This is a genomic window from Catellatospora sp. NPDC049111 (assembly GCF_040648615.1).
Taxonomy (GTDB): domain Bacteria; phylum Actinomycetota; class Actinomycetes; order Mycobacteriales; family Micromonosporaceae; genus Catellatospora; species Catellatospora aurea.
Map to the genome: position 1 here is coordinate 94,905 of NZ_JBEZEB010000014.1, position 25,265 is coordinate 120,169.

Consider the following 25,265-nt stretch of genomic DNA (forward strand, 5'->3'; position numbering starts at 1 on the left):
CCGGCCGTCACACAAGGAAGGTGGCACATCATGTCCACGGACGTCACGGGGCGGGTGCTGGTCGGGGTCGACGATCTGACCGGCACCGCCCCGGCCGTCGAGGCCGCGCTGCGCGAGGCCCGACGCGTCGGCTCCGGGCTGAGCCTCGTGCACGCGTTTGCCAGCCCGCCGGCGTTCGGGCCCAGCCTGTGGCTGGACGCCTACGCCGCGGCCTTGCCCGAAGCACGGGACCTGCTCGAACGGCAGGCCGCCCGGCTCCGCGCCGCGCACGACGGCCTGGACATCGACACCCACGTCGTCGTCGGCCGTCCCGCACCTGTGCTCATCGACGCCTCCCGGACCGCGCGGCTGACCGTGGTCGGCTGCCGCGGCGTCGGCGGGTTCGCCGAGCTGCTGCTGGGCTCGGTCAGCGCCCAGGTCGCCGCACACGCGCACAGCCCCGTGCTCGTCATCCGCCCACCCGGGCACGAGCAGCCCCCAGGCGACGCCCCGGTCCTGGTCGGCGTCGACGCCGCGCCGGCCTGCGCCGAGGTTGTCCAGGCGGCGTTCGAGCACGCCCACGCGCGCGGCGTCGAGCTGGTGGCAGTGCACTGCTGGGCCTCGATGGATGCACCTGGCGGTGACGCGTGCGGCGAGCATGACCGGTCGGCGCCGGAGGCCGCGGCTCAGCTGCTGCTCGATGACGCGTTGGCCGCGGCGTGGCACCGCTACCCCCAGGTGCGGGTGGTCCGGCGGCTGATCCGCACCGGTGCGACGGGCTCCGCGCTGGTTCGCGAGTCTGCCGAGGCCGGACTCGTCGTGGTCGGCAGCCGAGGGCACGCCGGCGCCGCGGGCGTGCTGCTGAACTCGGTCAGTCAGGCGCTGTTGCACCACGCCCACTGCCCGGTGGCCGTCATCCGCTGACTGCGCTGGACGTGGTCGACGCGCCGGGTACTACAACGTCCGTCTGCGTGATCGACCCCTGTCGTCGGCGGTCGGGTCCCGCAATATCAGGACCAATGGCACTGAACAGGTGTTCCTTCAGAGGCGACAGTGGAGGGCATGATGACGCGAGCAGCCCTGCGGACAGCCCTGCCGGCGGCGGTGCGCGCCGCCGTGCGGGCGCCGTCGGTGCACAACACCCAGCCGTGGCGGTTCCGTCTCGGCATCGACAACATCGACGTCTACGCCGACCCGGACCGGCAGCTGCCCGTCGCCGATCCCGACGGGCGGGCGCTGCGCCTGTCATGCGGTGCAGCCGTCTTCAACGCCCGCGTCGCTCTGGCGCATCTGGGCTGGGCGAGCGAGACGGTCCTGCAACCGGATGCCGCCGATGCGGTGCACGTGGCCCGGATCCACGTGACCGGCCCGCATACCGCCACACCCGGCGATGAGGAACTCCACGCCGCGATCGAGCGCAGGCACAGCAACCGCGGCCCGTTCATGGACACTGCCATCCCGCTGACCGTGCGGGCCAGGCTGGTCGACGCGGCGCGCGTCGAGCAGTGCTGGCTCGATCTGATCGTGGGACCGGTCGCGCAGGACATGGTCGCCGAGCTCGTCCACGCCGCCGACCAGCTGCTACTGGCCACTCCCGGCTACCAGGCAGAACTCGCCTCCTGGATTCGCGACCAGCCGAGCCCGGACGGGGTGCCGCGCGATGCCGGCGGGCCCACGCCCGAACCGCAGGACCTGCTCACCCGCCGCGACTTCGGCGGACCGTCCCGCCCGCCGGGCCGTGACTACGAGACCGACCCGTTCGTCGCAGTCCTCGGCGCGTACGGTGACACGCCCTTCGACGATCTGCAGGCCGGTCAGGGCCTGCAGCGGGTCCTGCTGACCGCCACCGCCAACGGCCTGGCCACCTCGCTGATGTCGCAGCCCGTCGAGGTGCCTGCGATCCGCGAGCAACTGCGCCTCGGTCTGCACCGCGGCGCGGCGCCGCAGATCCTGCTGCGCGCCGGCTATGCCGTCGCGGCCGGCACGACACCGCGCCGGCCGGTGGCCGACGTGCTGGCTGTGCCGACGGTCCCGCAAAGCACGCGACGTTAGTCCCGCGGGAACGGTTCCGCCCGCACTGCGGCCGGCCGGCTGTTCACGCTCGGCCTGGTCGGCATCGGCGTCGCGCTGATCATCGGCGTCGGCATCCGCGCCGCCGTGCTCACCGTCCTGGCACTGACCAACGCCGGAGACACACCGGGCACGGGGCGGCTGTGGGCACGCACCGCGCTGGTCCGCCACCACGGGTTCCTGCGCTGAGCAAGGTTGCCCGCAGGCGCGCCACAGCGCCAGGGGCCGCGCCTGCGGCGTTCGCCGGAGATCCCGCATCCGTCCCGCCGGCAGGTCGTTGGCAGGGTCGAAAGTCCCGGCCGGAAGGACCCTTCGCTCCTAGCCCCGACCCAGGCGCACAGCGTGCACTGAACGAGACGACTTCTGGGAGGCAGACGATGACCACGCCCACTGGCGAGCACCGCCGTCCCGCGGCGGCGGCCTACGCCGAGGCCGCTGACGCGGCGCGGCGCGCGCCCTCGATCCACAACACCCAGCCCTGGCACTGGCAGATCCACCCCGACCGGCTCGACCTGTACGCCGACACCACCCGCGCGCTGCCCGGCACCGATCCCGGTGAGCGGATGCTACTGCTCAGCTGCGGGGCGGCCCTGCACCACGCCCAGGCCGCCCTGCACGCCGAGGGCTACGACGTCGCCGTGCGGCCACTGCCCGACCCGGCCCGGCCGGAGCATCTGGCGACCGTCACCGTCACGGGCGACATTCCCGTGACCGCTCACGCAATGCGGCTTGTGCAGGCCCTGCAGCTGCGACACACCGACCGGCGACCCACCGTCGACGTCCCGGTCACCGCCGAGCAAGTCGAGGAACTGCGCCGGATCGCCGACGCTGTCGGCGTCCACCTGCACCGACTGACCCCGGACCAGGTCACCGACCTCGTCGTCGCGGTCTCGCACGCCGAGGACGCCGCCGCGGCCGAACCCGCCGTCCTGGCCGAGACGCACCGCTGGACCGGCCCCGGACGTCCAGCCGGAACCGGACTACCGCCCGAGGTCATCCCGGACCGGCGACCCGAGACCGATGTCGGCGAGCGCGACTTCGGCACCCGCGGCACCCTCCCGGTCGGCGGCGGCCACGACAAGGCCTCGACCTACGTCGTGCTGTTCGGCAGCGAGGACGACCGCGCCGCGTGGCTGCGTGCCGGGCAGGCCCTCTCGGCGGTGTGGCTGCACGCCACCATGCAAGGTCTGGCCGTGCTGCCCTTCAGCCAGGTCATCGAGATCGACGGCACCCGCGCCATGATGCGCCGCATCCTGTCCAACCTCGCGTATCCCTACCTCGTGCTGCGTCTGGGTGTCGCTGACCCTGAGCACGCCCTGCCGGGACACACGCCACGGCTGCCGTTCGACGCCACCGCCACCATCGACCAGACCGACCAGTGACCCGCGCGAGCACCAGCGGCCGGAACAGGAATCCGCCATGATCCGAGTCTTCGTCCTCGACGACCACGAAGTGGTCCGCCGCGGGCTCATCGAACTTCTGCAGCAGCCCGGCGACATCGAAGTCGTCGGCGAGTCCGGGTCGGCCGTCGAGGCCGCCCGGCTGATTCCCGCGATGCGCCCCGACGTCGCGATCCTCGACGCCCGGCTGCCCGACGGCAACGGCATCGACGTCTGCCGCGACATCCGCTCGACAGATCCCAGCATCCAGGGGCTGATCCTGACGTCGTACGAGGACGACGAGGCCCTGTTCGCCGGGATCATGGCTGGGGCCGCCGGATATGTCCTCAAGCAGATCCGCGGCACCGACCTGCTCGACGCCGTGCGCCGCGTCGCCGCCGGGCAGTCGCTGCTCGACCCTGCCGTCACCGCGCAGGTCCTGCAACGCATCCGCCGTGGCGTGCGCACTCCGCCGGAGCTGGCACAGCTCACCGAGCAGGAGCGGCGCATCCTCGGCCACATCGCCGACGGTCTGACCAACCACGAGATCGCCGACAAGATGTTCCTGGCCGAAAAGACGATCAAGAACTATGTCACCAGCATCCTGGCCAAACTGGGCCTGGAACGTCGTACCCAAGCCGCGGTCCTGGCTGTGCGGGTGCTCGGCGGCCCACGGCTCTGAACACCTGGAAGCGGTCACTCAACAGCGCGCCCCACCCGAGCGCAGCCTCCTGACCACCGTCCGGCAACGGTCGACATGGGCACAAGGACGCACCGACAGGTGACCTACGGCCCTGCCCCGCACCGTCAGGGCAGGACCAATGTGGCATTGCACCCTCCACCCCACGCCGCCACATGCGGCACCGAACAGAGAGGTGACACCCCATGGCCACCGTCGTCATCGACCGGCTCAGCAAGACGTTTCCCAACGCGACCCGCCCCGTGCTGGACGAGGTCAGCCTCACCGTCGGCGACGGCGAGTTCCTGGTCCTCGTCGGCCCGTCGGGCTGTGGAAAATCCACCCTGCTGCGCCTGATCGCCGGGCTCGAAGACCCCGACTGCGGCGCCATCGCCATCGACGGAACCGACGTGACGCACCTGCCACCGAAGGTCCGTGACATCGCGATGGTGTTCCAGAGCTACGCCCTGTACCCGCACATGACCGTCGCCGAGAACCTCGGGTTCAGCCTGCGCATGTCCCACACCCCCCGTGAGCAGGCAGCCGTGCAAGTCGAACGGGTCGCCCACGTCCTGGCGCTGGAGACCCTGCTGGACCGCAAACCCGCGGCCCTGTCGGGCGGGCAGCGTCAGCGTGTGGCGATGGGCCGCGCCATGGTCCGCCACCCCAAGGTCCTTCTGATGGACGAGCCGCTGTCAAACCTCGACGCGAAGCTGCGGGTGGCCATGCGCGGCGAGCTGATGCGCCTGCACCAGCACGACGCCACCACCACCCTGTACGTCACCCACGACCAGGTCGAGGCCATGACGCTGGGCGACCGCATCGCGGTGCTCCACGACGGGCGCATCCAGCAGGTCGGCACCCCGCAGGAGCTCTACCACCACCCGGTCAACGTGTTCGTCGCCGGTTTCATCGGCTCTCCCGCCATGAACCTCGCTCTGGGCCGGGTCGACCCGGGTGCTGACGGACCTGTCCTGGCTCTCGGCCCGCACCGCTGGCCGGTTCCTGCCACGCTGCTGGACAGGCTCGCCGGGCTGAACACCGAAGCCGGGCACGACGTCGTCGTCGGTCTGCGGCCGAGCGCCCTGGGACCCGCCGGACATACCCCCGGCCAGGCTGATGTCACGGTGGCCGCGATCACGGTCGAGGCCCTCGGCGACGAGACCAACGTGCTGTTCCTGCCGCCGTTCCCGGTGCCCGAAGTGATCCGTGCCGCCACCGGCCCGGCCGACACCGAACTCACCGCCATGTGGACCGCCCGCCTGGAGCCCGATGTCGCCGTCACCGCCGGCGACGACCTCACCCTCACCCTTGACCTGGCGCAGGCCTACCTGTTCGACGCCGCCACCGGCATGGCCCTGCGCCCGGCCGAAGCCGTCGTCGCAGCCGCGTGACCGTCAGCCGCAACACGCCCGGCAGTGCCGCCCAGCAGGCGGACCTGCCGGGCGCAGCCGTGTCTTCCGTGACCGTGATCGGGACGAACGTCCCGCTGAACAGGTCCACGGTCTCGTGACCAGGACCCTACGGCGGACGAGGCTCAAAGGTGAAGCCACCGAGAGGTGATGAGGAAAGGAGCTGTCATGCGCGCCTGCGTGGTCACCGACTTCGCCGCCCCGCTGACCGTCGGCGAGGTGCCCATCCCCCAGCCCGGCCCCGACCAGGTCCTGGTCCGGGTGGAGGCCAGCGGGTTGTGCCACACCGACATCCACGCCGCCCGCGGCGACTGGCCCGTCAAGCCGTCGCTGCCGTTCATCCCCGGCCACGAGGGCGTCGGCATCGTCGAACGCCTCGGACGCGGCGTCACCGAGGTCGCCGTCGGCGACCGCGTCGCCATGCCGTGGCTGGGCTACAGCTGCGGCACCTGCGAGTACTGCGTCAGCGGACGCGAGACGCTGTGCGAGTCGCAGCGCAACACCGGCTACGGCATCGACGGCGGGCATGCCGAGTTCGCCGTCGCGTACGCCCGCCACGTCGTGAAGGTCCCCGAAGGCGTCAGCCCGTTCGACGCCGCCCCGCTGACCTGCGCCGGCGTCACCACCTACAAGGCGATCAAAGTCGCCGGCGTGCGCCCCACCGAACGGGTCGCGGTCTTCGGCATCGGCGGGCTGGGGCACCTGGCTCAGCAGTATGCGCAGATCTTCGGCGGCGACGCCATCGCCGTCGACGTCACCGAGGAGAAGCTGGCCCTGGCCCGCAAGCTCGGCGCCGCCCACACGGTCAACGCCGCGCGCACCGACCCCGTCGCCGCGATCCAGGCCCTGGGCGGCGCCGACGTCGCCGTCGTGCTCGCCGCCGACCCGGCCGTGCTGGAGCAGGCCCACGCCAGCCTGCGCCGCGGCGGCCGGCTCGTGCTGGTGTCGCTGCCCAAGGACAACATCATGCGGCTGCCGGTGTTCGAGACCGTCCTCGGCGGACTGACGATCATCGGATCCATCGTCGGCACCCGAGCCGACCTCGCCGAGGTGTTCGCCCTGCACGCCGCCGGACGTACCACCGTGCAGTACGAGATCCGCGACCTCGACGAGATCAACGACGCCATCGAGGAAGTCCTCGCTTCCAGCGTCACCGCCAGGATCGTGTTCCGCCTCTGACATACACAGCCCGGGCGGGCCGCCACAGCGCGGCCCGCCCGGCTCCTTTGCGCCGATCGCATCGGAACCGCCACCCGGCGGCCGGGCACCAGGGATGATCAGGGCGGGCCTTCAACCGGCCACCGGGGCAAACTCAGGAGATCGTCATGACCACCGCGCTGACCCTGACCGACACCGCGTTCCGCGACGTCGTCGCCGCCGCCGTGCGCGCCCCGTCCCTGCACAACAGCCAGCCATGGCGTTTCCGCAACCAGAGCGGCGCGATCGAGATCCATCTCGACCCCGCCCGGTGCCTGCCGGTCGCCGACCCCACCGGCTGGGCCGCACGTATCGCCTGCGGCGCCGCGACCCTCAACGCCCGCCTTGCGCTGACCGCCATGGGCTTGGCCGCACGGGTGCAACTACTGCCCGAGCCAAGCAGTCCGCAGGTGCTCGCGCGGCTCACCCCGACGGCGGCCTGGCAGACGACCCCGGCCGAGGAGGCGCTGTTCGCCGCGATCGAGCGACGGTTCAGCAACCGGGAGCCGTTCTATCCCGCCCCGGTCCCCGTCCACGCCCAGGTGCAGATCGCTGAGGCCGCTCGCGCCGAGGGCGCCTGGGCCGACATCCTCAGCGGCCCCGCCTGCGTCGAGGTCATCTCAGAGATCGTCCGCGCAGCCGACGCCGTACTGGCTGCCGACGGTGCCTACCAGGAGGAACTGCACAACTGGACCCGGCCCGACCGCGACGACCGCGACGGGGTGCCCGCACCGGCCGGCGGTCCGGCCCGGCAGACCGGCGATCTGCTGCCGCGTCGCGCCTACGGCCACCGTGCAGCCGTTCCCGGCGGCGACTTCGACCCCGACCCGCTCGTCGTCGTGCTGGGCACCGCCGGTGACACTCCGGCCGACCAACTCCAGGCCGGTATCGCCCTGCAGCGGGTCCTGCTCACCATCACCGACGCCGGCCTGGCCGCCTCGATGCTGTCTCAGCCGATCGAGGACCCCGCCGAACGGGACAGGCTGCGACTCGCACTGGGCCGCTGCGAGGTTCCGCAGATGGTCCTGCGGGTCGGCTCCGGTCGGGCAGGATTTCCCACACCCCGCCGCGACCTGGCGGAGGTCATCGACGTGCTGTGACCAGTCGTGGCCCGAAACCCGAGGCCCTGACCTTACACAGCGCCAGAACGACACCACTTGGCGACCACGGCCGCACGGAACAGGCGTCCGCGCAGCAGCCCAGGTCCGTCGCCACCTTTCTACCTCTGCCGGCGATCTCGCCGTGAAGGCACCCACCTCCGCCCACGGTGTCGCCGCTTGCGTTGAGCCCGAGCACCGACCCTGCAAAGGCACGGTTACAGGCCTCACGGCAGTCCGGCAGCAGGTCATTAGTCCCGAGACGACAGGTCCTCCAACTCTGCTGTGACAGCAGGGGCGCACGGGATTCTTGATGCAGACAACGATCCCCCGAAAGGAGACCATCATGAAGCGCAGAACCCTCGATCTGATGTTCAGCCTCGGCGGCGTGGCCATCGCCGTCCTGCTCGCCATCGCCGGCATCGTGCTGCAAGCCAACGCGACCTTCGCCAACGACTACGTCGGCTCGCAGCTGACCGAGCAGAACATCACCTTCAAGACCCTCGACACCCTCACCCCCGAGGAGCGCCAGCAGCCCGGCCTGGTCGAGTACGCCGGCCAGAAGCTCACCACCGGCAAGCAGGCTGAGGTCTACGCCCTGCAGTTCATCGGCCTGCACCTGAAGAACACCGCCGACGGCAAGACCTACGCCGACCTCGGCGTGCCGCAGAGCCAGCTCCGGGCCCAGGTCGCCGAGGCGACCAAGAACAACGACCCGAACCTGGCCGCCCTGCAGCAGCAGCTGGCCGAGGTCACCGCCCAGCGCGAGACCATGTTCAAGGGCGAGACCCTGCGCGGGCTGCTGCTGACGACCTACGGGTTCAGCGAGTTCGGCGTCAAGGCCGGCCAGGCCGCGCTGGTGGCCTACCTGGCGGCACTGGTGATGTTCCTGCTGTCGGTCGCCGGGTTCTTCCACGCCTGGATCACGCCCCGCACGCAGCCGTTCGCGCCGATCGAGGCGGTCCCTGACCGGGAGCAGATCAACGCCTGACAGTTCCACCTCGTGGGGCGGCCGCCGGAAGGCGTACCGCCCCACGAACGCGTGTACGCCCAGCAGTTTCGACCGCCAGGTCGGCCAGGGACCGTCCGCCGGGTCGTATCACCGAACCCGCGATGCGCCGCCGGCGACGGACAGCATCACACCGGCCAGACAGTCTTCGGCCGGGGAGAACACGAATGCTGCGGCCGGACGGACTCGTGATGCCTCTACGGCCAGACACCGGTCAGGCATGGTCAGGCTGCTGACCTCTGGACCGAGATGCCGGCGTCGAGCTCGATCGAAGTCCGAGCAGGCCGCTCGGCCCGATGCGACACTGTCGGTGACGCATCGACCATGCCGACATCCGATCGCGGGCGGTCATGAACGCTGCAGGGCACGACGGATTCCAGGCAACCGAGGCGCTCGGCACGGCCGCGTGGCACGCCAGCTCGGGAGTCCCGGTCGCCGCGCCAGAAGAGCTGGTTGACACGGTGCTCGCGGCCATGCGGGGACAGGTCTACGACAGTGCCACCGTCGTGGCGGTGTGCCGAGCCGACATCCTCGTCGGCCTGGCCACCTAGCCGCGGACGTTGACGGTGCCCATCATGCCAAGATCTTCATGGTCGAGGATGTGGCAGTGGTAGACGCTGCGTCCCGTGTGACCGGTGAACGGGATGCGCAGGCCGACCCGGCCGTGTGCCGGCACGAGGACCACGTCCTGCAATGTCGTGGCCGGCGGCGTCAACGCGCTCGCATCCACCACGTGGAAGGGCCAACCGTGCAGGTGGAACGGATGATCCATCGGACTGGTGTTGAGCACTGTCCACTCCTCGGTCGTGCCGGGCGTGACGATCTGGTCATCGCGGCCCGGATCGAAGGTTCGCCCGTCGATCGTGAACCCCATACCCATGCCCATCCGCATCCCGGTGCCCATCCCCATGGCAAGGGTGAGCTGGCGCTGTCCGGTCACCCGGCCCTGTGGCTCGGTCGGCGCGGGCAATGCCGTGGGCAGCGGCGGCGGGGCGCCGATGGAGCCGGTGACGATCAAGGTTGCGAGGGTGACCGGACCGCGTGGGCCGCCCGTGATGCCCCTGCCGCCCATCATGGTGGCATTGCCGCGATCATAGGGTGCGGCCAGCAGTGCGTACCGGCCGCTGGTCGTAGGGCGTACGATCACATCAACGCGGTTCCCGGGGGCGAGGACCACCTGGTCGCGGTCGACGGGTGCGGCAAGGAACCTGCCGTCGAGAGCGATCTGGGTGAGTCGGTGTCCGTCCAAGCGCAGGGCCAGCACCCGCGATACGCAAGCGTTGATCACCCGCCACCGTTCGGCGCTGCCCGCAGAGGCCGTCACGACCGGCTCGTGCTGACCGTTGACCAGCACCAGCTCCCCTTCTCGGCCCTGCATTCTGGCCATGGCATCGGCCGGCACGACGTGGCCGCCGGCGTCCAGCGTGGTGTCGGTGACCAGCAGCACCCGGTCGCTGGTGACAGGTAGGTCGAGGTCGCCCTCGACCAGGAGCGCGCCGGCGAGTCCGGCGAAGATCTGGTCGGCGACGGTCCCGTGATGGTGCGGGTGGTACCAGAACGTGCCGGAAGGATGATCGGGCGGAATCCGGATCTCGTAGTCGAACCCCGCCCCAGGCTCGGTGGCGATGAACGGGTTGTCGCCGTTGGCCTGCGGCGACACCTTCAGGCCATGGGTGTGCAGGTTCGTCGGCTGCCCGAGCTGGTTGAGGAGCCGCACTCGCAGCAGGTCACCTGGCCGTACGCGTAAAGTCGGTCCGGGCGAGGTCCCGTTGTACCCCCACGCCGAGGTGTCGAGGCCCGCCAGCCGCACCCCCTCCGCGGCGGCCAGACGCAGACTCAGGACTCCGTCCCGGCTGGCCACCACCTCGGGCTGGCGCAGCGGCTCACCGGTGTCCGCCGGTGACAGGCGACTGCCTCGCAAAGGTAGTGCGGCGTTGACGAACCAGCCGGTCATCCCTGCCACGACACTCGCCGCGCCCAAGCCGGCCAGGCCGAGAGCCCGGCGGCGGCTGATCGGCCGCACGGTCATGGCAACTCGCCCTTGCGGCGCCGGTACTCCTCGTCGTCGATCTCGCCTCGGGCGTAGCGCTCATCGAGGATGGTCCGGGCCGGTGGGCGGTCCGGATGGGGAGTGGTCACCGCACCGCCGGGCCGGTACTGCGTGACCACCAGCGCCAGAAAGCCCAGCACCAACAAGCCGAACACGATCATGGCTGGCCAGATCCACATCCAGCCCATCGCATCGCCCATCATCGTCGACACCCCTCTCGCGGTGGCGAGGCCGGCGCAAACGCTGAGACCGAACCGTGCCGGCCAGGCACTCTCCACGCTACGTACTCAATCGGTCTCCCCACCCGTGCCATAGGTCCCGGCTACCGTGCCAGATGGCCCGTAACGGATTCCGGCCGACGGCATGGCCGTCTTGGTTCCGACGCGCCGCCGTGCAGCCGCCGGTAGTCCTGCGGTGTTCAGGCAGCCGGGCAGGCGAGAGTGGGTCGGATGTGTCAGCCAGGCACGAGAGATGGGAAGCCAGCCTGACACGCCCGCCCCGACCAGGGGTGGCGCGAAACAGTGCGCCGCGTGGCCTAGCGGACGCCGGCCTGCGCGGCACGCAGATCGTCGAGCAGCTCGACCTGGTTGACCAGCACCTCGGTGAGGATCCGGCGGGCGACGGCGAGCAGCTCGGCCACCTGCGGGCTGACCAGGGAGTAGTAGACGGTCGAGCCTTCCTTGCGGGTCACGACCAGGTTCATCTTGCGCAGGACGGCCAACTGCTGCGAGAGGTGGGCGGACTCCAGGCCGACCTCCGGCAGCATCTCCCCCACCGAATGCTCCCGCTCGGAGAGCAGTTCGAGGACGCGGATGCGGGCGGGGTGCGCGAGCGCTTTGAAGAATTCCGCCTTGGCCTGATACAGCGGTCTGCTCACCGGTCCACCCCCTTCGTTGCAGCAAACCGTACCCGTCCGGGCGCATGGCACGCTGCTGGGCCGGTCGGCTAAGGGTCGTGTGACATCTTCGCGTCACCGGATCAGCACCGGCCGGCCTGACCCCTGCCCCGACGACCCGTTCGCGGCTGCTGGCAAGGGTGGCCGAGGTGACCGCTCCTCAGACTCCCGGTCCATGCCCAGGCAGGGCGTGCGCGTCGACGTGCACACCCGTGGGGAGCTCGAACCCGCGCTCGTCGGCATCACCCGCGAGACGGCCGTGGTCGCCGCGAGCGCCAGCGCGGCCGGACCCGCCCGGCTGCGCATCACCGCCGGCGACTGCGCGCCCGGACCGGCGCTCTTTCAGATCCACCTGCGGGTCCGCGGCGAACCAGCCCGGATCCAGCTCGCCCCCCGGCCGCCGCCGGTGCCGCACTCGACCGGCTGGAGAGCCAGGTCCGCCGCCTGGGCTGCGCCTGGACCGGACCGCATGGCCGCTGCCGTTCCGCAGGAGGCTCGCGGTGCCCGGCGAAGCCGCCATCGCCCGGCTGAGGGAGGTCCGGTTGCAGGTGGCTACTGTTGCGGAGGCGGCGATGCGACTGTACGCGATGGATCGTCGAGTTCGGCACGGGCAAGGTGGCGAGCCGGCTACGGCGAACCGCTGCCGGTCAAGGTCGTACGACAGCGGGTGTCTCACCGCTCATTTCATCTGGCGAGATCAAACTCGCGCTGGTCACCTGCGGTAAGGAAGTGGACGCTGCCGTCGACGTCGACACGGATGGGGGCGGCCTGGCAGGGCCGCAGTAAGAGTCGCAGCCGTACGTGGTCGAGGTCGACGACGATCCAGTGGCCGCGGTAGCACAGCTCGGCGTGCAGCGCGTGCAGTTGCGTGGGCAGCAGCGGATGGAAGTACAGGGTGTCGTCGCGGGTCTCCAGCCCGGTGTAGCAGCGCAGCGCGAGGTCGACCGTGCCGGCCATCGCACCCAGGTGCACTCCCTCCCGGGTACTGCCGCCACGGGTGTCGTCGAGGTCGGCGCGTAGCGCCTGCAGGAAAAGCGCCCAGGACTGTTCGCGGTCGGCCCGGGCCTGGACCCAGCAGTGCGCGATCCGGCTGAGGCTGGAGCCGTGGGCTACCCGGGCCAGGTAGTAGCGCACGGTAGCCTCGATCGTGGGGCCGTCGAGGTCGTAGCCGAGCCGGGCGAACAGGTCGCGAAGTTCCTCGGCCGACAGCAGGTAGAGCAGCATGAGCACGTCGGCCTGTTTGGACAGCTGGTACTGGTTGGGGCTCATCCCCTGCGCGCGCAGGATCGCGTCGATGCCGACGAGGTCGCCGTAGCGGGCCCGGTAGGCGTCGAAGTCGAACTCGGCCAGCTGCCCGTACCCGTCGAACTGGCTGATGACTCCGTCGTGGAACGGCACCCGCATCCGCCTGCTGACCTGCTCCCACAGCCGGGTCTCGACCTCGCTGATGCCGAGCTGCTCCCACAACAGGCCGCAGTGATGGCCGGTAAGCAGGTTGATCACGTCGAGGGCGCGGCGCAGCACCCACGCGGTCATGACGTTGGTGTAGGCGTTGTCCCGCAAGCCCGCATCTCGCGCGCCGGGGTAGGCGGTGTGGTATTCGTCGGGGCCGACGATGCCGGCGATGCCGTATCGCTCTTCGACCGGGTCGTAGGCGACGATGCTGGTCAGGAAGCGCGCGATCTCGATGATCATCTCTGCGCCGTATTCGGCGAGGAAGTCGACGTCGGCGGTGACCTGGTAGTACTGCCAGACGTCGTAGGCGATGGCAATGCCGACATGGCGCTGCAGGTGCGAGAAGTCGGGGATCCACTGCCCGAGCCGCCGGTCGAAAAGCTCGTCAGGCGTCTCCTCCCGGCCGTCGCTGGCGCTCTGCCAGGGAAACATCGCGCCGCGGTATCCCGCCGTGCGAGCCGCGTGGCGCGCCTGCTCCAGGCGCCGCCACCGGTAGAGCAGCAAGGCGCGCGACAGCGACGGCATCCGCAGGTTGAACACGGGGAACACGAACATCTCGTCCCAGAACACGTGTCCGTGGTAGCCCTCGCCATGCAGGCCGCGTGCCGGCACGCCCGCGTCGAGCTGCGCCGTGTGCGGCGACAGCGCCTGCAGCAGGTGGAACGTGTGCAGCCGCAGCGCGAGGGTGACCTCGTCGTCGGCGTCGAGGGTCAGATCGAAGAGGTCCCACAGCCGCTGCCAGGCCCGCTCGTGGGTGACCAGCAGGTCGAAGAAGTCACCGGCGCGGCCGAGCGCGGTGCACACCGCCGACGCAGGCTCGCTGATCGCGGGGTCGCGCGAGGTGGCGATCGCGGCGACCTTCTCCACGACGACCGGGCGGCCCTCGACCAGGTCCAGGTCCAGGTCCTGCCCGACGAAAGACGCTTCGCCGCTGTGCGGAGCGCGGCTCACGGGCACGTCGTGGCCCGCGCCGTCGCGCACGCGGGTGCGGGCAGCCACCGCGATACGGATCCGCGACTGTGTCGTCACGGCCGTCAGCAGGATCGTGTCGTGGTCGGTGATGCGCGTCTGTTCGGTGTGCAGATGCGCCCTGGTCAGCGGGGCGTCCTCGGGCAGGTTGGCGTTGACGACGCCGCCGTCGATCCCCGTGCACACCTGCAGGCCGCCGGACCAGTTCTCGGCGGTGAAGGTGGTCTCCAGCGCGGCGATGTGTGGGGTGGCCAGGTGCACGAGTCGGCGCTGCTGCACCCGGGTGAGTCGCCCGGACGGATCGCACCAGCGCAGCACCCGGGTGAGAACCCCGGCGCGCAGATCGAGTTCGAGCTGGTGGTCGATCAGGTGCCCCGTGTCCGGGCTGAACCAGTCACCGTCGGCGACCCGGAACCGCAACGGCAGCCAGTTCGGGGCGTTGACCAGATGCTCATGCTCGATCAGACGCCCGTCTATCGGCGTGGTGAGCCGGTTGTAGAGGCCGGACAGGTAGGTGCCCGGATAGTGCACGCCGTCGGCCTGGCACTCGGCGGCGGCGCCGCGGGTCGCCAGGTAGCCGTTGCCGAGGGTGCACAGGACCTCGCGCAGGCCTTCCCTGCCGGGATCGTAGCCGTCGTAGCGCAGTGTCCAGCCGGTGCTCGGCCGTCCGCCGCCGAGCAGCCGCTGCGGCGCGCCGGTGTCGCCAGGCAACCTGTGCAGACCCACCAGGTCGACGGGCAGGTCGGCCAGGTCGGTGACCACGATGTGCGCCCCGGCTGCGGCCAGCACGCCCCTGCTGTCGCGGTCGACGCCGACCACGAGTCCGAAGCCACCGCGACGCCCCGCCTCGACGCCGGGCACCGCGTCCTCAATGATCACGGCGCGGTCAGGTGACACGTGCAACCGGCGGACCGCCTCCAGGTATGTCGCGGGGTCCGGTTTGCCTGGCAGGCCGAGAGCTGCCGCGTCCGTGCCGTCCACCCGCACGTCGAACAGATCAGCCAGTTGCGCTGCGGCCAGGACCTGGGTGGCGTTGCGGCTGGCGGTGACCACTGCGGTGAAGACCCCGGCCTCGCGCAGCCGCCGCGCCAGCGCGACCGAGGAAGGGAACGTCCGTACCCCCTGCTCGGCCAGCAGTTGCCGCAGCAACTGGTTCTTGCGGTTGGCGACCGCCCACACGGTGGCCGTCCCCGGCGGGTCCGCGGGCGTGCCCTCCGGCAGGGTCAGCCCCCTGGCCGCGATGAACCCGCGTGCCCCGTCGATCCGCGGACGGCCGTCGACGTGTGCCCGGTACTCCGCGCCGACATCGAACGGTGCGAACACGGGCCCGCCATGTCGAGCCAGGTCCTGCAGCAGGCCGTCGAACGCCTCCTGCCACGCTGCCGCGTGCAGGCTGGCCGTGTCGGTCAGCACCCCGTCCAGGTCGAACACGACCGCGTCGACGTGCTCGATGAACAGCCCGCCAGCCGGGGCGCTCACGGGTTGATGACCTCTGGCGGCGCGCGACGCGGGCTGGCAGCCGATCGCCCGGCCGGCGGATGCCCGACCCGCACCACCGACTGCGGATGCCCGCCGCCCTGCAGCAGGCGGCCCAGCTGCTCTCGCGTGGCCCGCACCTCGATGACATCACTGATCGGCGCGCTGCCCAACTGCGCGACCGTTGCGGCCAGCAGCACGGCGGACAGCGCCTCCCCGGCCCGCAACCAGTCGACGACGTCGTCGCCATCAGTGAAGATCATCGCGAACTGGGCGCCCGTATCACGTTCGGGGCCGGCCGAATGCCCGCGGCCGAACAGCGTGAAGTCGCGTACCGGCACGGCGCGCGTGGTGGGCGTCACCGCCGTCGTCGCGGGCACGCCGTCCCCGCTGTCGGCCGGGCGGTTGGTCCACGTCATCAGCTCGTCACGGTAACCGGGATCTGCCTGGTGCACCGCCTCCGCGTGTGCCGCGGCCGCTCCGAGAACATTGACCTGTCCGGTGGGCACCGCATATAGGTGAGCGGCCTGCTGCTCCGCTGCTGCGACCAGCTCGCCGAGCACCCGGCAAGCGACGGCCTCGGCGGTGAAAGCCCGCCGGTCGGTGTGGCGTTCTCCAATCGCCCGGTACAACGCGACCTCCTCCTCCGTAGGCACGTGAGCACCGGTGATGGCGATGCGCGCCAGCAGCCCCGGCGAGCCGGGATCGGGGATCCGGTCGACCTGGACCTGATGGCCCGCGGCCGCCAGCGCGACCCGCGCGTGATGCAGCGCGGCACCGCAGCTGATGGTCAGCTGCCGTCCGGCGAAGTCGGTGGACCGCAGCCGGCGGCTGGGGTCGGCCCACAACTGCAACCAGTCGTCGGCGCTCCGCCACGTCCACGGCTGCGTGTTGAAGATCGACGGCGCGGCGAGGGCGTCACGTGCGGCCTCGATCAGAGCTCCCCGCCGCTGAAGCGACGTTGCGTCCATTTCCTCTCGCCATGTTCCATGCGTACCGGAGACGACCCGCCCGGTTCGGGCGGCCGTTGACGGACCGAGCGGATCGCCAACGAATGGTGCCGGAACCGGGGCGCCGCGCCAGGCGCACCGAACGGTGCGACATGCCCTTGCGGAACTCCCAACGGCCCACACCCTCGTGCTGGACCCGCCGCTCGGCGCGGATGCCGCGCCGCAAGATGCGAATCAATATTGATTATATATATCCTGAATAGTGCGATAAGCGATGATTCGGCAAGGGCCTTGACCGGTCTTGCGCTGCCGAAGCGCTCGTCGCCACGGTCACCGCGGCGCGACTGCGCCGACGGCTGGCAGACCGCTCGGCTCCGGCACGCGCGGTCCCCCGAAGACTCGGCCGCCCTCGTTCTCCCAGACCCCTGCCGGCTCCGGGCCGGCGCCCGCCGTTTCGGTCGCCGCGGGTGTCGTGAGGAGGCCGGCGGCCGACGTGAACACGTCGGGGTCTGCCGCCGCCGCCATCGCCCGCTCGGCGGCTTCGGGTGATGTGTCGGGCGGGACGACAAGCAGGTCCAGTTGATCGCCTCCGGTGGTGATCGCTGTCGCCAGCGCCGGATCCTGGGAGATGAACCATCCCATCCGGACCACTCGGGTGCCTGCGGTGAGGCGGCGCGGACGGTCTGCCCACGTGGCGCTGTTGAGCAGGACATGGCGAATCGGGCCGTACCGCTGCGTCAGCGCTGCGACCAGAGCGGGCACCTCCGCGGACGAATCCCGGGAGCGGGGCCACCAGCCGCCGTCGAGGACCGCGCGGTCGATGCGGCGGGGTGCCAGCGCCAGCCTGGCGGTCGGGCTGTCGGCAGGCGGCGTCGGGCCCGGGGCGGGATGGGTGGCACGCATGATCGACCGTCCTCTGCTGGTGACGAGCAAGGTCGCACGGCCAGCGGACGGCGTCTGCACTGCGGACATGCGCGGTGTCGGTCGGCATGACCTCACGAGGCGTGCGCTGCGCCGATACGGCTGTGCGATACGGCCACCGGGGTCCGGAGCGGCTTCTTTCAGCGTACTACTTCCGGCGCTACGTGTCGGGCCTCGACGGCGGCCATGCGTGCCCGCGCCTGAACGACCTCCCGTTCTGCCTCCATCCGCCCAGCCCAGACGCCGTGCTCGGCGTCAACGCTCTTGCCGGGCTCCAGGTCTGTGTAGATCTCGAAGAAGTGCTGGATCTCCATCCGGTGGTACGGCTCAAGGTCGTCGATGTCGGCGAGATGAGTGAGGCGAAGATCCGCGATCGGCACGCACAGCACCTTGAAATCGGGGCGTCCCGCATCGCGCATGCGGAACATGCCGATCGCCCGGCAGCCGATGACGCAGCCGGGAAAGGTCGGCTCCTGGACGAGCACCAGCGCATCCAGCCGGTCGCCGTCCTCGCCGAGGGTGTCCTCGATGAACCCGTAGTCGGCCGGATACTGCGTCGAGGTGAACAGCGTCCGATCCAACCGGATCCGACCCGTGGCGCGCTCCATGCGGTACTTGTTGCGGGTCCCGCGAGGAATCTCGACGGTCACGTCGAACACTTGCCCACCGCGCCCCGCGGCGGCCTCCGGCGGATGCCGCTGCGGCCGCGCCGGGAAAGCCGGGAAAAGTGAACTGGTCAACTACCTGCCCCCACGTCTGGCAACCCTCATACCACCCGGCCCGGTCGGCGGCCGGTGTCGAGGTCCACGCGCACGGGCAGGTCCGGCCGGCCCAGCACACGGCGGGCGTCTGCCAGAGCCCCCTGCTCGATCCGGTCGCACAGCGCTGCGAGCCTGCCCGGGGCGGAGGTCCGCACCCCGACAGCCATGACCGGCTTTTGCGGTTCACCGAGGAGGCGCACCTTCGCGGAGGCGACTCCGCGGTATGCCTCGATCTGGTCCCGCACGGCTTCCTCCAGGGCGGCTCCGGCCAGGGTCGTGTGCTCGCCGGCATCCGGTTCGGTGCGCAACGCCACCGTGCGCAGCCGGTCGGTGGCGAGCAGCACCGCGAGCATCCACTTGACGGCCAGCACCAGCACTACGACAGCGCCGGCCACCACGACCGGCCACAGCCAACGGCCGTTGTCGGCGGCGTACCGGCTCACCGGACCATCGGCCACGACCCGGTCGCGCAGCGACCAGCCCAGGGCGTCGGTGTGGGCCAGCATGCCCGCGGCCCCGGCCGCCAGCAGCAGCGTTCCGACGGCGAGCAGCGCGATGCGGTTGAAGCGGTCGACGTTCATGATCCCCTCCGGGACAACCTCACCGTGAGCCGGGGCCGGCGCCGCAGGCGCAGTCGGTCGAGCCTTTCCCGCACCGCGGCGCTCACCTGGCCGGCCAGAGCGGACCGGTCGTCGGCCGCGTGGGCGCCGGCTCGAACGGCGATCCGAGTCCGCCCGACCTTGACCCGTTCCGGGATGACTCCGTCGACCTCTCGGACGGCCGCGGTCACGTCCCGGGCGAGAGTGCGGCGGCTTATCGCCGCGTCGGTGGCCGGGTCCGCGGTGTCGATGGGCAGCCGCCGGACCCTGGCCGGCCACAGCTGTGCGAGCACGAGCGCGGCACCTGAAGCGAGGAGCAGCAGGCTGACGCTAAGCGCCTGCCGGTCGCCCCAGGCGGTGCGCCGCGCCCACCCGGCCGCGGCGGGCCAGTCGACCAGCAGCGGGCCCTTGCCGATCAGCACGGCGACGGCCTCGACGACGACCAGGGCCGCCACAGCGGCCAGGGCCAGGCCGGCGATCAGGGCGAGCAGACGGTTGACGAGCCTTCTCATGCTGCCTCCTGTGGCTTGGCTAGCGCACGCGGGCGCCGGTGTGGCTGGTGCCGATCAGGTCGGTGACGTCGATGTCGACGGCGCCGACGTGCAGGCCGGTCACCTGTTCGACGCGGGCGCGCACGTGGTCGCGCAACGCCGCGGTGACATCGGGCAGCGATGCCGGCCATCGCACGCTCACCACCAGGTCGATGTACGCGCGGTCACCGTCGACATGTGCGGAGGCCTTCGGCCGACGGCTCAGATCCGCCTTGCCACCGAGCTTGTCGGTGCCGTGCAAGTGACCGAGCCCGTGTGTCGGGCCGCCGACGTCGGGCAGCTCGCCGGCGGCCTGTGCCGCCACCTTGGCGATCACGTCCTTGCTGATGTGGATCGTTCCGCCTGATGACGGCCCGGCATCCTCGGGCGGGCTGGTCGCGGGGTCTGCCGCGTGCCGCGTGGTGACAGTCATCGGGGACTCCGACGCTGACCGGTACCCTCGCCGAGTCGGCTGAGATCCAGTTCCCCTGCCAGTACCTTGGCCACCGCCCAGCCGGCGAGCCCGAACGCGGCGACCACGACCATCGGCCCGAATCCGGCGTATACCAGCACGACGCCGAGGAGCAGCCCCACGGCGGTGCCGAACATGGTGCGATTCATGAGCTGCTCCCTCGCGTTGTCGGAACGGAATTCAGGCCGCGGCGGTAGCCCTCATCGGCATCGCTTCGGCCCCGAGTAGGTCACCGTGCGCCTTGGTGGCTTCCGCCGATACGTGTGCCAGTGGCACGCGGGCGTCGAGAAGGCCCGCGGCTCCCGGCAGGGCGGACGTCGGCCCGCCGGCCGGCGGACCGGCCTCGGGCGGGTCACCGAGACCGCCGATCGTCACATCGACGGCACGCCCGGGGGCCAGCGGCACCACCGCCGCCTGGACCCCCGCCGCGACCTCATACGCCGGTATCCCCCAGGCCGCGCGCAGCTGGATCTCCACGGCGCGTGGTGTCACCCGCACACCCAACACCCGCCTTCCGGGCAGGTAGGTCGCCACCTCCGGGAACCCGCCCAGCAGCGCTTCCACGCCGCGGCAGGCGCGGGCCGCGCCCGCAATCGCCTCGGCGTCGACTTCCGGCAGCCGCTCGGTCGACCCCGGCGTGCGCATCACTCGACCCTGGCGGGACTGCGCTCATCGCCGGTGTCCGGCAGGTGGACGTCGTCGACGTTCACGTTGACCTCCACCACTTCCAGGCCGGTCATCCGCTCGATCGACTGCTTGACGTTGCGCTGCACGCTGCGGCCCAGCTCCGCGATGCTGGCCCCGTAGTCGACCACGATGTCGAGATCGACCGCGGCCTGCGTCTCGCCCACTTCGACGCCGACTCCCTGCGCGACGTTCGGGCCGGAACTGCCCGGGATCCGCTCGCGGATCGCGCCGAACGCCCGCGCGCCGCCGGTGCCCATCGAGTACACCCCGGCGACCTCGCGACAAGCGATGCCCGCGATCTTCTGAACCACACCCTGCGCCACGCTGATCTTGCCGGTATCGGTCATCAGCCGGTCGTTGCGCGGCTTCGCCTCCCGACCCGCCTCGGCGGCCGGCACGGGAGAACGTTCCATCGTCTGCGTCATCGGCCTACTCCTTGGTCTCGCCCTTCAGCCGCTCCGTTCCCACACCGCGCCCGTATCAGTCATGTTTTGCGAATTTTGTTCGCCAGATCCGACTTGCGGGTATCGCTCTGGTCGGCCCGGGGCCTGGCGGCGGTGACGGCGGCCAGCGGGGTGATGATGACGCCCGGGGACAGCCGGGTGGTGCCTCGGGGCCGATTCGCCGTGCCGGGCGTTGCTGTGCTTGCGATTGCAGACCAACCACGCCGGCGAACATCGTTTCGAATGATTCACATGGATGTCACCTCTGACCGGCCGGTCGGGATACAGTGTCGGTGTCACCCCGGACCTCGGTGGCGCTTCCGTTCACCCGGATTCGCCGACCGCAGGAGGGCTCGACATGACCACATCCGCGCATGTCACCACCGCACATATTCCCCCTGAGCAGCCCGACCACTGGCGGCCCCGGCCGCGAAGCGGCAACGTCGACGGCGTGGCCGCCACCCTGCCGTGCGAGCCGCATCCGCTGCTTGAGCTCCTACACGCTCTGCCCACCGACGACCCGCAGCGGGTGGCGGCGCGAGCCAGCGTGATCGAGTGGTATCTGCCCATGACCGGGTACCTGGCACGCCGGTTCGCCCGGCGCGGTGAACCCGTCGACGACATCGCGCAGGTGGCGGCCATCGGGCTGATCAAGGCAGTCGACCGCTACGACGTGACCCGGGGCGTGCCCTTCGCCGGCTACGCGATCCCCACGATCATGGGCGAGATCAAGCGGCACTTCCGCGACAGCACCTGGAACGTACGGGTGCCGCGTCGCCTACAGGAGCTCTGCCTTCAGGTAGCCTCGGCCACCGACGAGCTGACCCGTGACCTGCAGGGGTCGCCCAGTTCGGCGCAGCTGGCCGCACGGCTGCGGGTGGGCGGCGCAGAGCTGGGTGCTGCCCGGCGGGCGGGGGGCGCCTACCGGCTGCTGTCACTGGACAAGGCCCGCCCCGGCAGCGACGAGCAACTGTCGGAGTCGTTGGCGGTACGGGATACGGCCATGGCGGCCGCAGAGAACAGGATGCTGCTCCAGCCGCTCCTGGCTCGCCTGCCGGCACGCGACCGGCGCATCATCGTCCTGCGCTTCTACGACGAGCTGACCCAGTCGCAGATAGCCGCGCAATTAGGGGTCTCGCAGATGCACGTCTCCCGGCTCCTGTCCCACGCGCTGTCGCGGCTGCGGGGCATGGCATGACCCTCACCGCGCGCCGATCCGCTCTGGCCGCATTCGGCCAACCCCTTATGCGCGGCCGCCTGCACGCATACGGCTTCTTCGTCGCCGTCGTATGCGGGGCGGTCATGGTCGGTGTCGCCGCCGCCCGGCCCGGTGTCGCACCGCTGGTCAGTACGGCCGTCTACGGTGCCACCAGCTGTGCGCTGTTCGCCGTCAGCGGCCTGTACCACCGCCGGGTCTGGAGCGAGCGCGGTTACCGGATGATGCGCCGGCTCGACCACGCCATGATCTTCGTGTTCATCGCAGGCACGTACACACCGCTGTGCGTCCTGCTGCTCAGCCCGGCCAAGGCGACGATCCTGCTGGCGGTCGTCTGGGCTGGGGCGCTGGCCGGCGTCACGGTGTCGATGATCTGGCCGCACGCGCCCCGGTGGATGTCCGCGCCGCTGTATCTTGCCCTCGGCTGGGCGGCGGTCGTGATCCTGCCCGACGTCGCTCGCGTGGGTGGCGCGGCCACGCTCGCCCTGCTGGCCGCGGGAGGCATCGGTTACAGCGTCGGGGCAGTCCTGTTCGCGCTGCGCCGACCGGATCCTTGGCCGGGGGTGTTCGGCCACCACGAGGTGTTCCACGCTTGCACGGTGGTCGCCGCGGCGTGCCACCACATGGCGATCTATCTTGCCCTGTTCACCTGAGGTCCACGCGCACAGGTCAGGTGGCCGCGTCGTCCGGGGCCCCGGTGGCGTGCGTGTGGTGCGACCCGCGCCGATTCACCGCCCGGCGAGGCCGGGAAGGCTGTTCAGATCGGTGGTGATGGTACGGGCGACCTCGCCCAGGCGCACGTTGTTGCTGCGGCAGTAGTCGCGGATCAGCCCGAAGGCCTCGTCCACGCTGACTCCGCGCGCCTGCGCGATCGCGCCCTTGGCCTGCTCGATGACGATCCGGCTGTTCAGCGCGCCCTGCAACTGCTCGCTGAGCCGCTCACCGCGGCTGATGGCCCGCTCCTGCAGCAGGCCGATGGAAGCGATATCGGCCAGGGCCTGGACGATCTCCACGTCCGTGTCGGCCAAGCGGCCGCCGACCTGGGTGCTGAACACGTTCATCGCCCCGATGCGTTCGGCGCGCAGCCGCAGCGGGAACGCATGCACCGAACGGAACCCCGCCCCCACCGCCCGCGGCGCGAACAGCGGCCAGCGCCCGGATGCCTCCCGCAGGTCGGCGTTGACCACCGGCGTGCCGGTGCGGAACGCGTCCAGACACGGCCCCTCATGGTTCTGGACCTGGAACAGCTCGAGGAGCTTGACGTTCTCGTCGGAGGCCGCCATGAACTCCAGCCGGCCGTGCTGGTCGGCCAGCAGCAGCCCGACGGGCGAGGCGTCCAGCAGGTCCGCAGTACGTCCGGCGAGCAACTGCAGGAACTCGATCAGGTCGAACTCGTCCACGAGGGTGTCGGCGATCTCGACGAACACCCGTGCGAGCCGCTGCGCGGATACGGTCGTGACGGTCATGGCTGCCTCCTTCCCCTTTCAGGGTGGCGGTGGTCGTTCATGGCTGTGGGCTTTCGAAACTGAGGCGCCGGGCGACGATCTCGGCGGCGACGTCGTACAGACGCAGGTCGTTGACGTAGGCGTGCGCGCGCATCCGCACCATCGCCTCGGCCAGGCTCACCCCCAGCTGGACCATGACCATGCCCTGGGCCTGGAACAGCTCGGCTCGCGAACCCAGCGGGTCGTCGAGCCAGCCGTCGGTCGCCTCCCCGCGGTCGCGTCCGTCGAGCAGGGTCGACACGGCGACCTCGGCGAACGTCAGCGCGAGGGTGAGCTCGTAGGGTGACAGCATCCCGGTGCCGGTACGGAAGACATCCATCACTCCGAGGCGGGCGGCGCCGACCTGCAGCGGGAACGCGAACACCGCCCGCACGCCCTCGGCGTGCACGGCCGGGGCGTAGACGGGCCAGCGGGCCATCGCGCCGTCGGCTACGTCGGGGATCAGGACCGGACGCATGGACTCATATGCGTCATTACAAGGGCCTTCGCCGAGGGTGAGCTGAAGCTCCTCCAGGCGTTCGGTGGCCGCGTCAGACGCTGCCGTCATGCCGCGCAGCCCCCCGCCGGCCATCACCGTCACGCCGGCGCCCGAAGCGGTCAACACCCGCCTGACCGCACCGCACAGCCGCCGCAGACCGCCGGCGACGCCGTGTTCCCCGTCGACGGCGGGCTCTTGCCGGATGAGTGCTTCCACCTGGGCGTACCGGTCCCCTATGCGGTCACCCACCGTCCCTGGTGTCATCGCCCTCAGCCTGCGGCGATTCACCCGCCCAGGCGCGGCCAACTGTCGGTGGCATCTGCCCTCACCTGAGCTTATGCCACCGAGGGACAGGGCAGCGGATTAAAGATCATGGCCGGTGTCCTGCACAACGTACCACCCCGGCAGCGTGGGATACCGTTCTCCAAGCTGCCAGTCGACATCTCGGGGTGAAGGCTCGTGGCGCTGGCGGCGGCCGTGGGTGGTGGAGGATCCGGGCCGTCTTCTGGCGCGGCGGGCGGGGGCTGGCCGGCTGGTGAAGGTTGCTCATCTGGATCCGGCCGAGCGTCGGCTGCTGCTGGTCGATGGGCCGCAGGGGCTGTCTCCGGCATGGTTGTGGCTGGGAGAGTCGGGTGCGCCGTTGTCGACCTCTGCGTGGAAGGCGATGATCGCCGACGGGAATCGGCGCTGTGCGGCGGCGGGTCTTGCGGCGCGTTGTCACGCGCACCTTCTTCGGCACACGTTCGCGGTGGTGACGCTGGAGCAGCTGCAGCGTGGCCATGTCGCGGCGCTGGCTGAGCTGATTCCGCGGCAACGGGAGCACTACACACGGATCTTCGGTGATCCGCTGGACTGGGTCCGGCGCCGTTTGGGCCACCGCTCCGTGGTCACTACACAGATCTACCTGCACGCCCTGGCGGAGCTGGAGATGCACGCCCGGATGGCCCTGGTCCCCGACGGTTGGGAAGATCCCCGCGACACCGCGGTGGAGGACCTGCCTGCTGACGATGAGCACGACAACCTGGAGGATCGGTGA

At 70.8% G+C, this 25,265-nt stretch carries 27 protein-coding genes and 1 pseudogene; 12 read left to right on the top strand and 16 right to left on the bottom strand.

What is annotated here, in order from left to right:
- The first annotated feature begins 30 nt into the window (after window positions 1–30).
- The 9 genes from AB0B66_RS20995 (at window position 31) to AB0B66_RS21035 (ending at window position 9,373) form a co-directional block, all read left to right on the top strand.
- Window positions 31–903, top strand: a complete 873-nt coding sequence (locus tag AB0B66_RS20995; RefSeq protein ID WP_360532147.1) for a universal stress protein — start codon at window positions 31–33, stop codon at window positions 901–903.
- A 141-nt stretch (window positions 904–1,044) separates the two neighbouring features.
- A complete protein-coding gene (locus AB0B66_RS21000) occupies window positions 1,045–2,031 on the top strand; it encodes a nitroreductase (RefSeq protein WP_360532150.1) in 987 nt (328 codons plus the stop codon).
- A gap of 395 nt (window positions 2,032–2,426) precedes the next feature.
- On the top strand, window positions 2,427–3,431 hold the full coding sequence (locus tag AB0B66_RS21005; protein ID WP_360532153.1) for a nitroreductase: 1,005 nt from the start codon (window positions 2,427–2,429) through the stop codon (window positions 3,429–3,431).
- Window positions 3,432–3,468: 37 nt separating this feature from the next.
- Complete coding sequence (locus tag AB0B66_RS21010; RefSeq protein ID WP_360532156.1) at window positions 3,469–4,110, top strand: response regulator transcription factor; 642 nt, start codon at window positions 3,469–3,471, stop codon at window positions 4,108–4,110.
- 203 nt (window positions 4,111–4,313) lie between these two features.
- Window positions 4,314–5,501, top strand: coding sequence for an ABC transporter ATP-binding protein (locus AB0B66_RS21015; RefSeq protein WP_360532159.1), 1,188 nt, complete (start codon window positions 4,314–4,316; stop codon window positions 5,499–5,501).
- Window positions 5,502–5,687: 186 nt separating this feature from the next.
- The gene (locus AB0B66_RS21020; RefSeq protein WP_360532162.1) at window positions 5,688–6,698 is read left to right on the top strand and encodes a zinc-dependent alcohol dehydrogenase; all 1,011 of its coding nucleotides are present in this window, start codon (window positions 5,688–5,690) and stop codon (window positions 6,696–6,698) included.
- Window positions 6,699–6,844: 146 nt separating this feature from the next.
- The gene (locus tag AB0B66_RS21025) at window positions 6,845–7,816 is read left to right on the top strand and encodes a nitroreductase (RefSeq protein WP_360532165.1); all 972 of its coding nucleotides are present in this window, start codon (window positions 6,845–6,847) and stop codon (window positions 7,814–7,816) included.
- A 343-nt stretch (window positions 7,817–8,159) separates the two neighbouring features.
- On the top strand, window positions 8,160–8,804 hold the full coding sequence (locus AB0B66_RS21030) for a hypothetical protein (protein WP_360532168.1): 645 nt from the start codon (window positions 8,160–8,162) through the stop codon (window positions 8,802–8,804).
- Between the two features lie 368 nt (window positions 8,805–9,172).
- Complete coding sequence (locus AB0B66_RS21035; protein ID WP_360532171.1) at window positions 9,173–9,373, top strand: hypothetical protein; 201 nt, start codon at window positions 9,173–9,175, stop codon at window positions 9,371–9,373.
- On the opposite strand, the gene AB0B66_RS21040 is transcribed toward AB0B66_RS21035, so the two are convergent.
- From AB0B66_RS21040 to AB0B66_RS21105, 14 genes and pseudogenes are all read right to left on the bottom strand, one after another.
- On the bottom strand, window positions 9,370–10,851 hold the full coding sequence (locus tag AB0B66_RS21040; RefSeq protein ID WP_360532174.1) for a multicopper oxidase family protein: 1,482 nt from the start codon (window positions 10,849–10,851) through the stop codon (window positions 9,370–9,372). The two genes, AB0B66_RS21035 and AB0B66_RS21040, sit on opposite strands and share 4 nt — an antisense overlap.
- Window positions 10,848–11,150: an SHOCT domain-containing protein gene (locus AB0B66_RS21045; protein ID WP_360532177.1), complete on the bottom strand. Its 303-nt coding sequence runs from the start codon at window positions 11,148–11,150 to the stop codon at window positions 10,848–10,850. Before AB0B66_RS21045 ends, AB0B66_RS21040 begins: the two co-directional genes overlap by 4 nt.
- A 257-nt stretch (window positions 11,151–11,407) precedes the next feature.
- Complete coding sequence (locus AB0B66_RS21050) at window positions 11,408–11,749, bottom strand: metalloregulator ArsR/SmtB family transcription factor (protein WP_360532180.1); 342 nt, start codon at window positions 11,747–11,749, stop codon at window positions 11,408–11,410.
- Window positions 11,750–12,451: 702 nt separating this feature from the next.
- Window positions 12,452–14,953: a glycosyl hydrolase family 65 protein gene (locus tag AB0B66_RS21055; protein ID WP_360532374.1), complete on the bottom strand. Its 2,502-nt coding sequence runs from the start codon at window positions 14,951–14,953 to the stop codon at window positions 12,452–12,454.
- Window positions 14,930–15,670 (bottom strand): annotated as a pseudogene (locus AB0B66_RS21060) (beta-phosphoglucomutase family hydrolase); the annotation flags it as partial. The pseudogene AB0B66_RS21060 and the gene AB0B66_RS21055, both read right to left, overlap by 24 nt.
- Complete coding sequence (locus tag AB0B66_RS21065; protein WP_360532183.1) at window positions 15,667–16,638, bottom strand: nitroreductase; 972 nt, start codon at window positions 16,636–16,638, stop codon at window positions 15,667–15,669. The pseudogene AB0B66_RS21060 and the gene AB0B66_RS21065, both read right to left, overlap by 4 nt.
- Before the next feature lie 309 nt (window positions 16,639–16,947).
- On the bottom strand, window positions 16,948–17,589 hold the full coding sequence (locus AB0B66_RS21070) for a DUF5994 family protein (RefSeq protein ID WP_360532186.1): 642 nt from the start codon (window positions 17,587–17,589) through the stop codon (window positions 16,948–16,950).
- Between the two features lie 89 nt (window positions 17,590–17,678).
- Window positions 17,679–18,197, bottom strand: a complete 519-nt coding sequence (locus AB0B66_RS21075; RefSeq protein ID WP_360532189.1) for an inorganic diphosphatase — start codon at window positions 18,195–18,197, stop codon at window positions 17,679–17,681.
- A gap of 107 nt (window positions 18,198–18,304) precedes the next feature.
- The gene (gene amaP, locus AB0B66_RS21080) at window positions 18,305–18,880 is read right to left on the bottom strand and encodes an alkaline shock response membrane anchor protein AmaP (protein ID WP_360532192.1); all 576 of its coding nucleotides are present in this window, start codon (window positions 18,878–18,880) and stop codon (window positions 18,305–18,307) included.
- A complete protein-coding gene (locus tag AB0B66_RS21085) occupies window positions 18,877–19,410 on the bottom strand; it encodes a DUF6286 domain-containing protein (RefSeq protein WP_360532195.1) in 534 nt (177 codons plus the stop codon). The genes amaP and AB0B66_RS21085 overlap by 4 nt, the downstream gene beginning before the upstream one ends.
- Window positions 19,411–19,429: 19 nt before the next feature.
- The gene (locus tag AB0B66_RS21090) at window positions 19,430–19,861 is read right to left on the bottom strand and encodes an Asp23/Gls24 family envelope stress response protein (RefSeq protein WP_360532198.1); all 432 of its coding nucleotides are present in this window, start codon (window positions 19,859–19,861) and stop codon (window positions 19,430–19,432) included.
- Window positions 19,858–20,049 (bottom strand): hypothetical protein, encoded by a 192-nt coding sequence (locus AB0B66_RS21095; protein WP_212823137.1) that lies wholly within the window; start codon window positions 20,047–20,049, stop codon window positions 19,858–19,860. Before AB0B66_RS21095 ends, AB0B66_RS21090 begins: the two co-directional genes overlap by 4 nt.
- A 31-nt stretch (window positions 20,050–20,080) precedes the next feature.
- The gene (locus AB0B66_RS21100) at window positions 20,081–20,545 is read right to left on the bottom strand and encodes a hypothetical protein (RefSeq protein ID WP_360532202.1); all 465 of its coding nucleotides are present in this window, start codon (window positions 20,543–20,545) and stop codon (window positions 20,081–20,083) included.
- Entirely contained in the window at window positions 20,545–20,985 is a 441-nt protein-coding gene (locus tag AB0B66_RS21105; RefSeq protein ID WP_360532205.1) for an Asp23/Gls24 family envelope stress response protein, read from the bottom strand. The genes AB0B66_RS21100 and AB0B66_RS21105 overlap by 1 nt, the downstream gene beginning before the upstream one ends.
- 403 nt (window positions 20,986–21,388) lie before the next feature.
- Here AB0B66_RS21105 and AB0B66_RS21110 point away from each other — a divergent pair, with 403 nt between their 5' ends.
- Window positions 21,389–22,228, top strand: a complete 840-nt coding sequence (locus tag AB0B66_RS21110) for a SigB/SigF/SigG family RNA polymerase sigma factor (protein ID WP_360532208.1) — start codon at window positions 21,389–21,391, stop codon at window positions 22,226–22,228.
- Window positions 22,225–22,899, top strand: a complete 675-nt coding sequence (locus tag AB0B66_RS21115) for a hemolysin III family protein (protein WP_360532211.1) — start codon at window positions 22,225–22,227, stop codon at window positions 22,897–22,899. The genes AB0B66_RS21110 and AB0B66_RS21115 overlap by 4 nt, the downstream gene beginning before the upstream one ends.
- A gap of 75 nt (window positions 22,900–22,974) precedes the next feature.
- Here AB0B66_RS21115 and AB0B66_RS21120 read toward each other — a convergent pair whose 3' ends face one another.
- Window positions 22,975–23,712: a GAF and ANTAR domain-containing protein gene (locus AB0B66_RS21120; RefSeq protein WP_360532214.1), complete on the bottom strand. Its 738-nt coding sequence runs from the start codon at window positions 23,710–23,712 to the stop codon at window positions 22,975–22,977.
- A 37-nt stretch (window positions 23,713–23,749) separates the two neighbouring features.
- Window positions 23,750–24,493 carry a GAF and ANTAR domain-containing protein gene (locus tag AB0B66_RS21125; RefSeq protein ID WP_360532217.1) on the bottom strand — a complete coding sequence of 248 codons (744 nt, stop codon included), beginning with the start codon at window positions 24,491–24,493 and terminating at the stop codon, window positions 23,750–23,752.
- A gap of 217 nt (window positions 24,494–24,710) precedes the next feature.
- On the opposite strand from AB0B66_RS21125, the gene AB0B66_RS21130 reads away from it, so the two are divergent.
- On the top strand, window positions 24,711–25,265 hold the full coding sequence (locus AB0B66_RS21130) for a hypothetical protein (RefSeq protein ID WP_360532220.1): 555 nt from the start codon (window positions 24,711–24,713) through the stop codon (window positions 25,263–25,265).

Coding starts and splice junctions, on each gene's coding strand:
- AB0B66_RS20995 (WP_360532147.1), top strand. CDS start 31: ATGTCCACGGACGTCACGGGGCGGGTGCTGGTCGGGGTCGACGATCTG.
- AB0B66_RS21000 (WP_360532150.1), top strand. CDS start 1,045: ATGACGCGAGCAGCCCTGCGGACAGCCCTGCCGGCGGCGGTGCGCGCC.
- AB0B66_RS21005 (WP_360532153.1), top strand. CDS start 2,427: ATGACCACGCCCACTGGCGAGCACCGCCGTCCCGCGGCGGCGGCCTAC.
- AB0B66_RS21010 (WP_360532156.1), top strand. CDS start 3,469: ATGATCCGAGTCTTCGTCCTCGACGACCACGAAGTGGTCCGCCGCGGG.
- AB0B66_RS21015 (WP_360532159.1), top strand. CDS start 4,314: ATGGCCACCGTCGTCATCGACCGGCTCAGCAAGACGTTTCCCAACGCG.
- AB0B66_RS21020 (WP_360532162.1), top strand. CDS start 5,688: ATGCGCGCCTGCGTGGTCACCGACTTCGCCGCCCCGCTGACCGTCGGC.
- AB0B66_RS21025 (WP_360532165.1), top strand. CDS start 6,845: ATGACCACCGCGCTGACCCTGACCGACACCGCGTTCCGCGACGTCGTC.
- AB0B66_RS21030 (WP_360532168.1), top strand. CDS start 8,160: ATGAAGCGCAGAACCCTCGATCTGATGTTCAGCCTCGGCGGCGTGGCC.
- AB0B66_RS21035 (WP_360532171.1), top strand. CDS start 9,173: ATGAACGCTGCAGGGCACGACGGATTCCAGGCAACCGAGGCGCTCGGC.
- AB0B66_RS21040 (WP_360532174.1), bottom strand. CDS start 10,851: ATGACCGTGCGGCCGATCAGCCGCCGCCGGGCTCTCGGCCTGGCCGGC.
- AB0B66_RS21065 (WP_360532183.1), bottom strand. CDS start 16,638: ATGGACGCAACGTCGCTTCAGCGGCGGGGAGCTCTGATCGAGGCCGCA.
- AB0B66_RS21070 (WP_360532186.1), bottom strand. CDS start 17,589: ATGTCCGCAGTGCAGACGCCGTCCGCTGGCCGTGCGACCTTGCTCGTC.
- amaP (WP_360532192.1), bottom strand. CDS start 18,880: ATGAACGTCGACCGCTTCAACCGCATCGCGCTGCTCGCCGTCGGAACG.
- AB0B66_RS21085 (WP_360532195.1), bottom strand. CDS start 19,410: ATGAGAAGGCTCGTCAACCGTCTGCTCGCCCTGATCGCCGGCCTGGCC.
- AB0B66_RS21090 (WP_360532198.1), bottom strand. CDS start 19,861: ATGACTGTCACCACGCGGCACGCGGCAGACCCCGCGACCAGCCCGCCC.
- AB0B66_RS21095 (WP_212823137.1), bottom strand. CDS start 20,049: ATGAATCGCACCATGTTCGGCACCGCCGTGGGGCTGCTCCTCGGCGTC.
- AB0B66_RS21100 (WP_360532202.1), bottom strand. CDS start 20,545: ATGCGCACGCCGGGGTCGACCGAGCGGCTGCCGGAAGTCGACGCCGAG.
- AB0B66_RS21110 (WP_360532208.1), top strand. CDS start 21,389: ATGACCACATCCGCGCATGTCACCACCGCACATATTCCCCCTGAGCAG.
- AB0B66_RS21115 (WP_360532211.1), top strand. CDS start 22,225: ATGACCCTCACCGCGCGCCGATCCGCTCTGGCCGCATTCGGCCAACCC.
- AB0B66_RS21120 (WP_360532214.1), bottom strand. CDS start 23,712: ATGACCGTCACGACCGTATCCGCGCAGCGGCTCGCACGGGTGTTCGTC.
- AB0B66_RS21125 (WP_360532217.1), bottom strand. CDS start 24,493: ATGACACCAGGGACGGTGGGTGACCGCATAGGGGACCGGTACGCCCAG.